The organism is Streptomyces sp. NPDC002889, assembly GCF_042888425.1.
In the GTDB taxonomy this organism is placed as follows: Bacteria; Actinomycetota; Actinomycetes; order Streptomycetales; family Streptomycetaceae; genus Streptomyces.
Genome location: NZ_JBIAPT010000010.1, coordinates 37,775 through 49,792 on the forward strand (window position 1 = coordinate 37,775; position 12,018 = coordinate 49,792).

Consider the following 12,018-nt stretch of genomic DNA (forward strand, 5'->3'; position numbering starts at 1 on the left):
CCCCGCCCGGGCGGCCTCCGGGACCTGCTCGGCCGACCCCTCACCGAAAGGCTCCTGACAGTGAGCACCGAAGCGTATGTGTACGACGCGATCCGCACGCCGCGCGGCCGCGGCAAGGCCAACGGCGCCCTGCACGGCACCAAGCCGATCGACCTCGTCGTCGGACTGATCCATGAGATCAAGGACCGCTTCCCCTCTCTGGACCCGGCCGCGATCGACGACATCGTGCTCGGCGTCGTCGGCCCGGTCGGCGACCAGGGCTCCGACATCGCCCGGATCGCGGCCATCGCCGCCGGGCTGCCCGACACCGTCGCCGGCGTACAGGAGAACCGCTTCTGTGCCTCGGGCCTCGAGGCTGTCAACATGGCCGCCATGAAGGTCCGTTCCGGCTGGGAGGACCTGGTGCTGGCCGGCGGCGTCGAGTCGATGTCCCGGGTGCCGATGGCCTCCGACGGCGGCGCCTGGTTCGCCGACCCCATGACCAACCACGACACCGGTTTCGTACCGCAGGGCATCGGCGCCGACCTCATCGCCACCCTCGGCGGCTACTCACGCCGTGACGTCGACGAGTTCGCCGCGCTGTCCCAGGAACGGGCCGCCGCCGCCTGGAAGGACGGCCGCTTCGACCGCTCGGTCGTCCCGGTGCGCGACCGCAACGGCCTGGTGGTCCTCGACCACGACGAGCACATGCGCCCCGGCACCACCGCGGACTCCCTCGCCGCGCTCAAGCCCTCCTTCGCCGGTATCGGCGACCTCGGCGGCTTCGACGCCGTCGCTCTGCAGAAGTACCACTGGGTCGAGAAGATCGACCACGTGCACCACGCCGGCAACTCCAGCGGCATCGTGGACGGCGCCGCCCTCGTCGCCATCGGCAACAAGGCGGTCGGCGAGCGCTACGGGCTCACCCCGCGCGCCCGGATCATCTCGGCGGCCGTCTCCGGATCCGAGCCGACCATCATGCTCACCGGCCCCGCGCCCGCCACCCGCAAGGCGCTCGGCAAGGCAGGGCTGAGCATCGACGACATCGACCTGGTCGAGATCAACGAGGCGTTCGCCGGCGTCGTACTGCGTTTCGCCGACGACATGGGCCTCTCGCTCGACAAGATCAACGTCAATGGCGGCGCGATCGCCCTGGGCCACCCCCTCGGCGCCACCGGCGCCATGATCCTCGGCACCCTCATCGACGAACTGGAACGCCAGGACAAGCGCTACGGCCTGGCCACCCTGTGCGTCGGCGGCGGCATGGGCATCGCCACCGTCATCGAGCGTCTCTGACCCCCGTCCTTTCGGTCCCTTACGGAGTAACCACAACCATGAGTGAGTCCACCACCATCCGCTGGGAACAGGACGAGACCGGCATCGTCACGCTCGTCCTCGACGACCCCAACCAGTCCGCCAACACGATGAACGAGGCTTTCAAGGCCTCCATCACCGCGATCGCCGACCGCGCCGAGGCCGAGCAGGAGTCGATCCGCGGCATCATCTTCACCTCCGCCAAGAAGACCTTCTTCGCGGGCGGCGACCTCAAGGAGATGATCAAGGCCGGTCCCGAGGACGCCCAGGACGCCTTCGAGGCCGGTATGGGCATCAAGCGGGCCCTGCGCCGTATCGAGACCCTCGGCAAGCCCGTCGTCGCCGCCATCAACGGCGCGGCGCTGGGCGGCGGTTACGAGATCGCGCTGGCCTGTCACCACCGCATCGCCCTCGACGCGCCAGGATCCAAGATCGGCCTGCCCGAGGTCACCCTGGGCCTGCTCCCGGCCGGCGGCGGTGTCACCCGTACCGTACGGCTGATGGGCATCGCCGACGCCCTGCTCAAGGTGCTGCTCCAGGGCACCCAGTACACGCCGCAGCGGGCCCTGGACAACGGCCTGGTCCACGAAGTGGCCGCGACGAACGAGGAGATGCTGGCCAAGGCCCGCGCCTTCATCGACGCCAACCCGGTCTCGCAGCAGCCCTGGGACGTCAAGGGCTACAAGATCCCCGGCGGCACGCCGTCGAACCCGAAGTTCGCCGCCAACCTGCCCGCGTTCCCCGCGAACCTGAAGAAGCAGACCGCGGGCGCGCCCTACCCGGCGCCGCGCAACATCCTCGCGGCCGCCGTCGAGGGCTCCCAGGTCGACTTCGAGACCGCGCAGGTCATCGAGGCCCGGTACTTCACCGAGCTGGTCACGGGTCGGATCGCCAAGAACATGATCCAGGCGTTCTTCTTCGACCTGCAGGCCGTCAACTCCGGTGCCAGCCGGCCCAAGGGCATCGAGCCCCGGCCCGTCCGCAAGGTCGCCGTACTCGGCGCCGGAATGATGGGCGCGGGCATCGCGTACTCCTGCGCCCGCGCCGGCATCGAGGTCGTCCTCAAGGACGTCACCGCCGAGGCGGCCGCCAAGGGGAAGGCGTACTCCGAGAAGCTGCTCGACAAGGCGCTCTCCCGTGGCCGTACCACCGAGGCCAAGCGCGATGCGCTCCTGGCCCGTATCACGCCGACCGCCGACCCGGCGGACGTCGCGGGCTGCGACGCCGTGATCGAGGCGGTCTTCGAGGACACCGCCCTCAAGCACAAGGTGTTCCAGGAGATCGAGGCGGTCGTCGAGCCGGACGCGCTGCTCTGCTCCAACACCTCGACGCTGCCCATCACGGTCCTCGCCGAGGGCGTGGAGCGGCCCGCCGACTTCGTCGGCCTGCACTTCTTCTCGCCCGTCGACAAGATGCCTCTGGTGGAGATCATCAAGGGCGAGCGCACCGGTGACGAGGCGCTGGCCCGCGCCTTCGACCTGGTCCGGCAGATCAACAAGACGCCGATCGTCGTCAACGACTCCCGTGGCTTCTTCACCTCACGGGTCATCGGCCAGTTCATCAACGAGGGCGTGGCGATGGTCGGCGAGGGCGTCGACCCCGTCTCCGTCGAGCAGGCCGCGGCCCAGGCCGGCTACCCGGCCAAGGTGCTCTCGCTGATGGACGAGCTGACCCTCACCCTGCCGCGCAAGATCCGCAACGAGACCCGGCGCGCGGTCGAGGAGCAGGGCGGTACCTGGGTCGCCCACCCCGCGGACGCGGTGATCGACAAGATGGTCGACGCCTTCGGCCGCACCGGCCGCAGCGGCGGCAGCGGCTTCTACGACTACGACGCGGACGGCAAGCGGGCCGGTCTCTGGCAGGGACTGCGCGATCACTTCGGCAAGGCCGGCGTGGACGTCCCCTTCGAGGACATGAAGGAGCGGATGCTCTTCTCCGAGGCGCTGGACACCGTCCGCTGCCTGGAGGAGAACGTGCTCACATCGGTGGCCGACGCCAACATCGGCTCCATCATGGGCATCGGATTCCCCGCCTGGACGGGGGGAGTTCTGCAGTACATCAACGGCTACGAGGGCGGGCTGCCCGGTTTCGTGGCGCGCGCCCGTGAGCTGGCCGAGCGCTACGGCGACCGGTTCCAGCCGCCGGCGCTGCTGCTCGAGAAGGCCGAGCGGGGCGAGGTCTTCACCGACGCCTGACCGCTCCAGTATTCGCCGGGACGGACGGGTCCACCACCGTGTGGGCCCGTCCTCCTGCCGTGCCGGGCCCGTTCACCTACACCGCCGCATGGGCACGGGCGCGGTACGCGGCGCACCGGCCCACGGTTTTCAAGACCGGTCGGTACGCAACGTGGCACGGTGCCACGACCTCGGAGAAGGGAGCCACTCCGCCCCTCGGATGGCCTTCCTGGCCGGAGGTTGGCCGTCCCGCGTGGGCCAACCAGGTCCTTCAGGGACGTGCACGGGCGAGTTCGTGGACGTCCCTCCACACGTGACCACCGCGTACAGCAGGTCGTCGTCGTACGGGTGCTTGGGCACGGTTGGGCGCGGACCTGTTGTCAGCCGTTGACGTCGAACGCCAGGGCGGCCAGTAGCACTACCCAACTGAGGGTTCCGACCACGCAGATGCTGTAGATGCGGCGCCGCAGCCACCGCGGGCGCCGTTCGGGGGCCGGCCACACCGTCTGCTGGAGGGTCAGCAGCAGCCCCAGCCCGAAGCCGCACAGGCCGAGGAGCGCCACGGGACCCGGCACGAGCAGGCCGTTGCCGAACATCCACGCCTCGTCGCCGAGATAGCGCACCGCAACCGAGGTCGGCTGGTCACCCTTGCACCACCAGGGACGGTCCGGCGAGTTGCCGTAGCACCAGCTTCCCGGCCGCGGCGGCACGTACGCGTCACCGCGGCCGCCCTTGAGCGTGACGTGCTCGATCTCCGGTCCGCCGTCGTCCGGACGGAAGGTGCCGGAGCACCAGTACGTCCGGACGACGTCACCGTCGGACGAGGTCGACTCGTGGTCCACGCACCGCTCGACCGCGAGCCGGCCCGGGGTGCCGACCCACCCGGCACCGGCGAGGACCTTCGCGCCGAACAGCCACGCCACGTACAGCCCAGCGATGGCCAGCGACAGGGCGAAATAGGCGGTGATGCCGCGAAACACCAGAGAGGTTCGGTCGCTCGTGGTGGCGGACTCCCCGTCCTGCGTCGCCATCAGACCCGACCTCGGCGGGCGCGCAGGGTGTGCGTCACGCGCGTGATGCCGTAGCCGAACAGCCAGGGCAGCGCCGTTGTGCCCAGGACCAAAACGTAGAGCACGCCAAGGAAGTCGTCCCTCTGGATCGGATCGTCCAAGTCGCCCAGGGGCAGCATCGTGTGGGTGACCGGAAACCCCACCGGCTCCAGCGGCACCAGCACCGACCACAACCGTGGCCGCCAGTCGGGTCTACGGGCGCACCACACCCCCAGGGTGCCCATGATGAAGGGCCCGAACGGCACCCACAGCGCCACCGGGACGAGCAGCAGCACCCACCAGTCGTCCGAAAACCCGGCCGTCATCGAAGCCCCCGTCGTCGTCCGTCGCGTGAGTCTCCTCCCCGCACCTCCTGGAGGCTTCAGGGGAACTACGTAATCGACTACGTAGTTTCAGCGGCCCGGACCGGGTCGTCCAGCCGCGGGAGCCTCACGGCAGCGCGTGCAAGTGTGGTCCCACCGCGCTCGACCACGCGTTGCCCGCCGCCGCGTCCCAGTTCGTCGACCAGGTCGTCGAGCCCGCAGGCGGGGATACGTCTTCGACGGCTTGAAGGAGCCGCAGTGCTGCGCCTGGCGGCACCGATGTGTTGCGTCGATGAAAGTCACGCGCCTGCGGTAGAGCTGGCTACAACCTGCATGGTCGGAACACCGGGTTCGGTGTGTGCGGCTGACACGGCGGCGAATCGGGCTGCCGAAAGGTACAGGTGAACGGCCTCGCCAACGGGCTGCCACACAGCCTCGGTAAGTCGCTCGGTGAGGGCATGGACGGCGTCGGCCACCGGTTGAGTGCAGAGGATGTGCACCTCGACGTGAAGCAGCCAGAGACGGCTCGTCAGGTCTGCGGCCTCCTCCTCGCCAGCGGAACGCCGCTCGCCGCTACATCATCTGGCGGAACAAGCACGCCGGCGACGAACGCCTCCGCGAGGTCGTGAACAGGGCGAACGTTGCCTGATGCGGCACTACACGATCAAGTCCTGTGTCCGGGCGGGGAGTCACCGACGTGACGGCTCCCCGCGAGTGTCACTGCCTCCTGCATTCGGAGCAGCAGATCACCGGGCTGGGGTTTCGGCGGTGACCCCGGCCCGGGCCCCTTCGATCTCGTTGATGTGGGCTTCCGTCCATTGCCGGAGCGCGGTGATGGGTTCAGCAAGGCTCTGGCCGAGCTTGGTCAGGGCGTACTCGACCCGGGGCGGGATGGTCGGGTGCACCGTGCGGGTGATGAAGCCGTCGGCTTCGAGGCTGCGCAGTGTCTGGGTGAGCATCTTCTGCGAGACGCCCTCGATCCGTCGGCTCAAGTCGGTGTAGCGCATGGTGCCTTCGAGGAGGGCGTCGACGACCAGGATCGTCCACTTGCCGGCGATGTGGTCGAGGACCTGGCGCGTCGGGCACTTCGCGGAGTAGGCGTCGGCCGGTAGTCCGGAGGATTCCACCACGGTCTTCATACCGGGAGAGTAGCGCACCAAAAGGTGCCCTCTTCCCTATGGAGAGTCCCTCTCCAATAGTGAGTGTCATGACGAATCACATGCTCTCTGTCGCGGACGCGATCCGCACGCGCCGCACCGTGCGCCACTATCAGCCCGATCCGATCCCGGAAGCCGTCCTCGCATCGTTGCTCGAACTCGCCGTCGAAGCGCCTACCAGCTGGAATCTGCAAGACCGGTCGATCGTCGTGGTCGCCAGTGACGAGGGCCGCGAAAGGCTCGCCCGGGCCACCGGAGGACAGCCGCAGCCGCAGGAAGCCCCCGTCGTGCTGGTCTTCGTCGCGGAGCCGCAGTCCTGGCGTGACGACCACAGCGACATCTACGAGCGGGCCCGGCGCGACGGAGCATGGAACGACGACTTCATCGCCATGTTCTCCGCGGCATCAACAACGTTCCAGGAAGACCTCGACAAGCGCGGCCTGCTCCGCGAGTACGCGGTCAAGGACGCAATGATCGCGGCCTCGTTCGTGATGCTCGCCGCGACCGAGACGGGCCTGGCAACGTCGCCGATGAACGGCTGGGACGAGGACAAGGTGAAGAAGGTGATCGGGATCGACGACCGCGACGACCTGGCCATCGCACTGCTCGTGTCCGTCGGCTACCCGGCGGAGGAACGGCGCCATCCAGGCCGGCGTCCCCTGGAACGCAACGTCTTCTACGAACGGCACACTGCACAACAGAGCACCGCACACCAGGAATAGGTATCCTGTCCAACTCCGCGTCCGGGGCCGGCAAGCAGGGTGTCCAAGATCGCCCAGTGAAGAATGACCCGGACACCCTGCTGACCGCCTTGTACGTGAAGATCGACGACGGCCTGGGGTCGGACCGGTGGATGGGCAGGCCACCCCGGTTGACGGACTCCGAGCTCGTCTGCCTGGCGGTCGCGGCAGGCACTGCTCGGCTTCGCCTCCGAGGCGCGCCGGCTGCGCTACGCGCACGCACACCTGGCCTCGATGCTCCCCCTACCTGCCCCAGCGGTCCGGCTACAACAAGCGGCTACGGGCCCGCGGGCCGCGTTGCCACTGGTCAAGAAGGCGATCGGCGCACCGACTGCGCGGTCGCTGGTCGCATTCGACCACTGACCACAGAGGGCTGATCGTCTAGGTCGTCGGGCTGTCCGGTCGGCGGAGCCCCCTCGCGTCGTGTTCTTCGTAGCGGTGCACTTGGCCGATCAGGCGGTGCAGCAGGCTGCGGGCAGCAGCGATGTCGGCTGAGGCGATGTCTGCGGTCAGTGCCCGATGGGCCGTGCTCGCGCGCGTGGTAATTCTCTGGAGCGTGGCACGTCCGAGCGGGGTGAGGGCCAGGAGCGGTGACCCGCGGTGGTCCGGGTTGGGCCGGAAGTCAGCCAAGTCCTCGCGGACGAGATCGTTGGCGACACGCTGGACTCCTTGACGGGCGATCCCGAGGCGGCGGGCTGCCCGTGCGACGGTCAGCGGCTCCTCGGAGACCGCGCTGAGCAGCTGCCAGCGGGCCTGGGTCTGCCCCTCGGTCGCCGCAATTTCCTCTCCCATCTTGCGAAGCAGGCCGGCAGCCTCGAACACGTCTGCGACCAGGAGGGCCAGCTCTTCCGGCACGTCACACTCTCCTCTAATTGACAACATGATGACAGCCTGGAAATCTGTTGTCATCCTACCGCGGCGGGTTCCCGCCCCGAACACCCAGCATTCGGAGAAGACGATGAGCAGCGCCACCGTGATCCTGCGGGCAGCCTTGGAGCGGGCGTCCGCTGTCCGGCCGAAGGCCGGCGGTTTCCCCTACCTCGCCGAGACGCTTCGCCAGGCCGGCGTCAGCCGCTGCCGGATGGCAGTTCCCTCCAATGCCATGCTCTACCTCACCGACGCCGGACCCGTCGCCGTCCAGGGCGAGCCGCTGTGTACCGGCATGGTCGACGTCGCGCCCTTCAACCGCGAAGCCCTCGTCGCGGCGCTCCGCAGTGACCAGGCCGGGGAGACCGCATTCCCGGAGTTCGTCCAAGGCTGCTGGAAGGCCGGTGTCATCTGGTACGACGTCGACCTGAACGCACGGACCTGCTCCTACTACGGAGCCGACGGCGCCGGTTACACCGAGACCTACCCCACCGTCGAGATCTGGCCTCAGTCTTCTAGCCCGCTTCCGCCTGCGTTTGCGTGCTGAACGCGACCCGCAGCTCTTCCCGCAGCGAGCGCTGGAACGCGGTCACCAGTGCCTGGATCACCATCGGCTGCATATGCGCCGACAGCGACTTCATTGCCGCCACATGGTCCGGGTCCGACTCTCGCTCCCGGTACGGGCCCCAGACCTCGTCCCGGAACAGCCGCGTCAGGTCGTGCGCCGCCGCCCGGGCGTGCTCCAGCAGGACCGTGCGGGAGGCGAGGATCGTCTCGTGCGCGATGGGTACGTCCAGCAGCTCCACCCCGAGCCGCAGCAGACCGCCGTCCAGACGGAACGCGTCCGGGGCACCGGGACGGCGGTCCAGTACGCCCATGGCCGCCAGCCGGTCGACGTCCTGGTCCGACAGTGGCCGTCCGGCCCGGCGCTCCAGCTCCTGCCGGGTGACCTGTTCGGCCGACTCGGGGGCCCACGAGGCGACCAGGGCACGGTGGATCGCCAGATCCTGCGCGCTGAGGTCCGGGGGCAGTTGCTCCAGATAGCGCTCGATGGCGGCGAGCGTCATGCCCTGGTGCTGCAGCTCCTCGATGAGAGCGAGGCGGGACAGATGGTCCGGGCCGTAGTGCCCCACTCTGCGCGCCCCGATCACGGGTGGCGGGAGCAGCCCGCGCGTGCTGTAGAACCGGATGGTGCGTACGGTGACCCCGGCGCGCGCGGCCAGTTCGTCGACGGTGAACGTCGGCTCCTCGGTCTCGGTCGCCATGGTCCTCCCTCTCCTGGAGCCCGGTACAACAGTATTGCTGTCTCACCATTGTTGTGAAAGTAGCGGGAGGGTGCCAAAGATCCATTGTCAGTGGTTGATCGTACGGTTGTGCCATGTCCGAGATCAGATATGTCCGGGGGGACGCCACCGCGCCGCACGGCAAAGGCGTCAAGCTGATCGCGCATGTCTGCAACGACCTGGGCGGCTGGGGCAAGGGCTTCGTCCTCGCCCTGTCGCGCCGCTGGCCCGAACCGGAAGCTGCCTACCGCCGCTGGCACCGCGAGCGCGCGGGCAACGGCTTCGCGCTGGGGGCCACGCAGTGTGTGCAGGTCGGCCCGTATCTGTGGGTCGCCAACATGGTCGGCCAGCGGGGCATGCGGACCGGTAGCAAGGGGGTGCCGGTGCGCTACGAGGCGATCGACGCGGCCCTGGCCGCCGTGGGCGACAAGGCCCTGGAGCTGGGTGCGTCCGTCCATATGCCCCGCATAGGCTGCGGGCTCGCGGGCGGCAAGTGGTCCCGGATCGAGCCGCTGATAGCCGCCCGCCTGACGGCACGGGGGATCGGGGTCACGGTGTACGACCACGAGGGCTGACCTCAGGGTCGGCGCCGTTGCGCGGCAGGTGGGGCGGCGCTAGGGGCGCTCGGCCGGGAGCGGCTTGAGCTTCGGCCAGCGCGTCAGCACACGGTCGCGCAGATCCGCGCACAGGCGGTTCACGCCCTGGAGGTCGCCGCGGTCCGCGGTCAGCTGTGCGACGACAGAGAGGCGGTGGAGCAGTCGTTGCCGGGCTGTCGCGGTGCCCCATGCCCAGTCGCGGTCCGGCAGACGCGCCAGGTGGTCGCGCGTCTCGCGGTCGGCCCGCTGCACCAGTGCGTCGCCTCGCAGCAGCCAGCCCGCGCACATGTCGGTGAGGTCGCCGTCCAGGGGCATGCCGGTCGCTGCCGCCCAGGTGGTGCGGTAGGCCGCCTCGGCGCGTCCCAGCAGCGGCTGGGCCGCCGTCGTGGCGCACCAGCAGGTGGGGAATCCGATGCGCAGATAGGCGAGTTCGACCAGGCCGCTGCCCAGCGAGGCCTGTTCGAAGTCGATGAACCTGACGCCGTCGTCGGTGTGCAGGTCGTTGCCGGGGCACGGGTCACCGTGCAACAGCGCGTGCCCGGGGGCCTGGGCGAGACGGTCCACGAGGTCGTCCAGCTCGGCGGTCGCGCCGCGCGGAAGGACAACCTCCAGCGTCTCGGCCAGGTTGAGGAAGGAGTGGACATCGGCCTCGGCGGGACCGGACCAGGCAGGTAGCAGCCCCGCGTCCGCCGAGGTTCCGACGGCGTGCAATCGTGCCAGGGTCGCGGCGTACTCGACGATCCAGTCGGGGGAGGGCCGACGCGACTCCACATGCTCCAGGACGACGACGCGGGCATCCGGATCGGTGCCCAGAACCGCGGGAACCACGGCCGGCTCCGCCCGCGCGGCCAGCCCCAGCGCGGTCACCTCACGCTCGTATCGCCCGGCCGCACCGGGCCCGTCGACCATCTGCTTGACGACCGCCGGTACGCCGTCCAGCTCGACCCGCCAGACACGAGAGCGCGGACTGCTGCTCAGCCTGTGAGCCTCTCCGGGCACCCCCAGGTCGGCGCGCAGCCCGTCCCCGAACGGCAGTTGTGACGTCATGGACTCACACTTTCAGGGGGCTTCCCAGCGGGCCACCGACTTGTCGAGCGTCGGCGTGGCTCAGTCCGCAGATACGCGAGCAACGCCCTCGAGCCTGAGCAGGAGGCCCGCTGCGGGCCTACATCTTCCACGGCACCGTCACCGTCGCGGCAATCCGGCTCTGGCTGCGTTCGTGAACCACCTGCCCGAGATGCACTGCGCGTTGGCTGAGGACGGAGCCGGTCAGCGCACGCTCCGCCCGGCGGCGTTCGCCTGCCACTCGCGGCCGATGGAGCGCATCAGCGCCGGGTACACCCCGATGTACCGGAAGGGCTTGATGGCGGCCATGTAGAGGGTGCCGAGCAGCCCGTTCGGCTTCACCAGGACGGCCATCTGGCCGTGGTAGCCGCCGGACCCGTCCGGGACCCAGCCGATGTGCATCACCGCGTGCACGGTCTTGTTGCCCATCTCGGCGGCCCACTCGTCGTCCCTCTGATAGAGGGAGCTGAACGGGGACGAGCCGAGGTCGGGACCCTGGGGGCCCTCGCGAAGGTCCGCGGGCAACCGGTCGCGCAGGGAAGGCAGCCGGGTGCTGATGCCGGTATCGGGCTTGTCCCAGCCGAGCAGTGCTCCGAGCTTCCAGCGGACGGCGAAGAGCGCGCGGGAGACGGGACCCTCTCCGTTCACCCCGCTCCTGATTCCTTCGGCGGTCTGGCGCACCAGCCACACAAGGTCGTCGGGTCCGCCGGGGGTGGGCAGTGCCCACACGTCCTCGACCGTGAAGTCGTCGGCGATCTCGTGGATCCGCCAGGGGCGGCCGGTGTGGGCGGTTCGGGGAAGTCGCATGAGCAGGCCCCTATCTATACGGTTGCGTATATGTCGAGCGTAGACCCATCTATACGCACCCGTATACTCGGGAGGGACGTGAGGAGGCACACACCATGGGCGCGACCCGCACGCCACGCGGCAAGTGGATCGAGGAAGGCTTGCGGGCACTGGTCGCAGGCGGTCCCGAAGCCGTCCGGATCGAGGCATTGGCGCAGGCACTCGGCGTCAGCAAGGGTGGCTTCTACGGGTACTTCCGCAACCGGGGCGCGTTGCTCACCGAAATGCTCGACACCTGGGAGTACGAGGTCGCCGAGAGCGTGATCGAGGAGGTTGAGAGCGGCGGGGGAGACGCCAGGGCCAGACTGGAGCGGCTGTTCGCCATCGTCGCCGCCACCACCGACGGGCCGGTGCGGGGCACCACCGCCGATATGGCGATCCGCGACTGGGCCCGCCGCGACGCGGCCGTCGCCGAGCGCCTGCGCCGCGTCGACAACCGCCGTATGGACTACCTGCGTTCCCTGTTCTCCTCCTTCTGCCCCGACGAGGACGAGGTCGAGATCCGCTGCCTGCTCGCCGTCTCGGTGCGCATCGGCAACCACTTCAACGCCGCCGACAACGGCAAGCGCAGCCGCGCGGAAGTGATGGAGCTGATCAGTCAACGGCTGCTGGAATAGCCGCCCCG

At 69.3% G+C, this 12,018-nt stretch carries 13 protein-coding genes and 1 pseudogene; 7 read left to right on the forward strand and 7 right to left on the reverse strand.

Annotation, left to right across the window (positions count from 1 at the left end; genetic code table 11):
- Positions 1–60 precede the first annotated feature (60 nt).
- Together ACFYWI_RS16615 and ACFYWI_RS16620 are read left to right on the forward strand one after the other, a co-directional pair.
- Positions 61–1,275: an acetyl-CoA C-acetyltransferase gene (locus ACFYWI_RS16615; RefSeq protein ID WP_389231921.1), complete on the forward strand. Its 1,215-nt coding sequence runs from the start codon at positions 61–63 to the stop codon at positions 1,273–1,275.
- Between the two features lie 38 nt (positions 1,276–1,313).
- Positions 1,314–3,488: a 3-hydroxyacyl-CoA dehydrogenase NAD-binding domain-containing protein gene (locus ACFYWI_RS16620; RefSeq protein WP_389231924.1), complete on the forward strand. Its 2,175-nt coding sequence runs from the start codon at positions 1,314–1,316 to the stop codon at positions 3,486–3,488.
- A gap of 359 nt (positions 3,489–3,847) precedes the next feature.
- Here the strand turns inward: ACFYWI_RS16620 and ACFYWI_RS16625 are convergent, their stop codons facing one another.
- Both ACFYWI_RS16625 and ACFYWI_RS16630 read right to left on the reverse strand, forming a co-directional pair.
- A complete protein-coding gene (locus ACFYWI_RS16625; RefSeq protein ID WP_389231927.1) occupies positions 3,848–4,498 on the reverse strand; it encodes a hypothetical protein in 651 nt (216 codons plus the stop codon).
- Entirely contained in the window at positions 4,498–4,842 is a 345-nt protein-coding gene (locus ACFYWI_RS16630; RefSeq protein ID WP_389231930.1) for a hypothetical protein, read from the reverse strand. The genes ACFYWI_RS16625 and ACFYWI_RS16630 overlap by 1 nt, the downstream gene beginning before the upstream one ends.
- Before the next feature lie 550 nt (positions 4,843–5,392).
- On the opposite strand from ACFYWI_RS16630, the pseudogene ACFYWI_RS16635 reads away from it, so the two are divergent.
- Positions 5,393–5,488: pseudogene (locus tag ACFYWI_RS16635) on the forward strand (transposase); the annotation flags it as partial.
- A gap of 97 nt (positions 5,489–5,585) precedes the next feature.
- On the opposite strand, the gene ACFYWI_RS16640 reads toward ACFYWI_RS16635, so the two are convergent.
- Positions 5,586–5,978, reverse strand: coding sequence for a winged helix-turn-helix transcriptional regulator (locus ACFYWI_RS16640; RefSeq protein WP_389231933.1), 393 nt, complete (start codon positions 5,976–5,978; stop codon positions 5,586–5,588).
- 68 nt (positions 5,979–6,046) lie between these two features.
- Between ACFYWI_RS16640 and ACFYWI_RS16645 the strand changes: the two genes are divergently transcribed.
- Positions 6,047–6,718 (forward strand): nitroreductase family protein, encoded by a 672-nt coding sequence (locus ACFYWI_RS16645; protein ID WP_389231936.1) that lies wholly within the window; start codon positions 6,047–6,049, stop codon positions 6,716–6,718.
- Between the two features lie 399 nt (positions 6,719–7,117).
- Here ACFYWI_RS16645 and ACFYWI_RS16650 read toward each other — a convergent pair whose 3' ends face one another.
- Positions 7,118–7,708, reverse strand: a complete 591-nt coding sequence (locus ACFYWI_RS16650) for a MarR family winged helix-turn-helix transcriptional regulator (RefSeq protein WP_389231939.1) — start codon at positions 7,706–7,708, stop codon at positions 7,118–7,120.
- Between ACFYWI_RS16650 and ACFYWI_RS16655 the strand changes: the two genes are divergently transcribed.
- On the forward strand, positions 7,695–8,150 hold the full coding sequence (locus ACFYWI_RS16655; RefSeq protein WP_389231942.1) for a DUF1398 family protein: 456 nt from the start codon (positions 7,695–7,697) through the stop codon (positions 8,148–8,150). The two genes, ACFYWI_RS16650 and ACFYWI_RS16655, sit on opposite strands and share 14 nt — an antisense overlap.
- Here the strand turns inward: ACFYWI_RS16655 and ACFYWI_RS16660 are convergent.
- On the reverse strand, positions 8,119–8,868 hold the full coding sequence (locus ACFYWI_RS16660; protein WP_389231946.1) for a MerR family transcriptional regulator: 750 nt from the start codon (positions 8,866–8,868) through the stop codon (positions 8,119–8,121). The two genes, ACFYWI_RS16655 and ACFYWI_RS16660, sit on opposite strands and share 32 nt — an antisense overlap.
- A 113-nt stretch (positions 8,869–8,981) precedes the next feature.
- Here ACFYWI_RS16660 and ACFYWI_RS16665 point away from each other — a divergent pair, with 113 nt between their 5' ends.
- Positions 8,982–9,461 (forward strand): macro domain-containing protein, encoded by a 480-nt coding sequence (locus tag ACFYWI_RS16665; protein ID WP_389231949.1) that lies wholly within the window; start codon positions 8,982–8,984, stop codon positions 9,459–9,461.
- Positions 9,462–9,500: 39 nt separating this feature from the next.
- On the opposite strand, the gene ACFYWI_RS16670 is transcribed toward ACFYWI_RS16665, so the two are convergent.
- Together ACFYWI_RS16670 and ACFYWI_RS16675 are read right to left on the reverse strand one after the other, a co-directional pair.
- A complete protein-coding gene (locus tag ACFYWI_RS16670; RefSeq protein ID WP_389231952.1) occupies positions 9,501–10,529 on the reverse strand; it encodes an aminoglycoside phosphotransferase family protein in 1,029 nt (342 codons plus the stop codon).
- 222 nt (positions 10,530–10,751) lie between these two features.
- Positions 10,752–11,354 carry a DUF2867 domain-containing protein gene (locus ACFYWI_RS16675; protein WP_389231955.1) on the reverse strand — a complete coding sequence of 201 codons (603 nt, stop codon included), beginning with the start codon at positions 11,352–11,354 and terminating at the stop codon, positions 10,752–10,754.
- 95 nt (positions 11,355–11,449) lie between these two features.
- On the opposite strand from ACFYWI_RS16675, the gene ACFYWI_RS16680 reads away from it, so the two are divergent.
- Positions 11,450–12,010 (forward strand): TetR/AcrR family transcriptional regulator, encoded by a 561-nt coding sequence (locus tag ACFYWI_RS16680; protein WP_389231958.1) that lies wholly within the window; start codon positions 11,450–11,452, stop codon positions 12,008–12,010.
- Positions 12,011–12,018: the final 8 nt, after the last annotated feature.

What these genes read in the sequence shown, in the direction of transcription:
- ACFYWI_RS16620 (WP_389231924.1), top strand. Translation starts at nt 1,314, where the DNA reads ATGAGTGAGTCCACCACCATCCGCTGGGAACAGGACGAGACCGGCATC.
- ACFYWI_RS16625 (WP_389231927.1), bottom strand. Translation starts at nt 4,498, where the DNA reads ATGGCGACGCAGGACGGGGAGTCCGCCACCACGAGCGACCGAACCTCT.
- ACFYWI_RS16630 (WP_389231930.1), bottom strand. Translation starts at nt 4,842, where the DNA reads ATGACGGCCGGGTTTTCGGACGACTGGTGGGTGCTGCTGCTCGTCCCG.
- ACFYWI_RS16640 (WP_389231933.1), bottom strand. Translation starts at nt 5,978, where the DNA reads ATGAAGACCGTGGTGGAATCCTCCGGACTACCGGCCGACGCCTACTCC.
- ACFYWI_RS16645 (WP_389231936.1), top strand. Translation starts at nt 6,047, where the DNA reads ATGACGAATCACATGCTCTCTGTCGCGGACGCGATCCGCACGCGCCGC.
- ACFYWI_RS16655 (WP_389231942.1), top strand. Translation starts at nt 7,695, where the DNA reads ATGAGCAGCGCCACCGTGATCCTGCGGGCAGCCTTGGAGCGGGCGTCC.
- ACFYWI_RS16660 (WP_389231946.1), bottom strand. Translation starts at nt 8,868, where the DNA reads ATGGCGACCGAGACCGAGGAGCCGACGTTCACCGTCGACGAACTGGCC.
- ACFYWI_RS16665 (WP_389231949.1), top strand. Translation starts at nt 8,982, where the DNA reads ATGTCCGAGATCAGATATGTCCGGGGGGACGCCACCGCGCCGCACGGC.
- ACFYWI_RS16670 (WP_389231952.1), bottom strand. Translation starts at nt 10,529, where the DNA reads ATGACGTCACAACTGCCGTTCGGGGACGGGCTGCGCGCCGACCTGGGG.
- ACFYWI_RS16675 (WP_389231955.1), bottom strand. Translation starts at nt 11,354, where the DNA reads ATGCGACTTCCCCGAACCGCCCACACCGGCCGCCCCTGGCGGATCCAC.
- ACFYWI_RS16680 (WP_389231958.1), top strand. Translation starts at nt 11,450, where the DNA reads ATGGGCGCGACCCGCACGCCACGCGGCAAGTGGATCGAGGAAGGCTTG.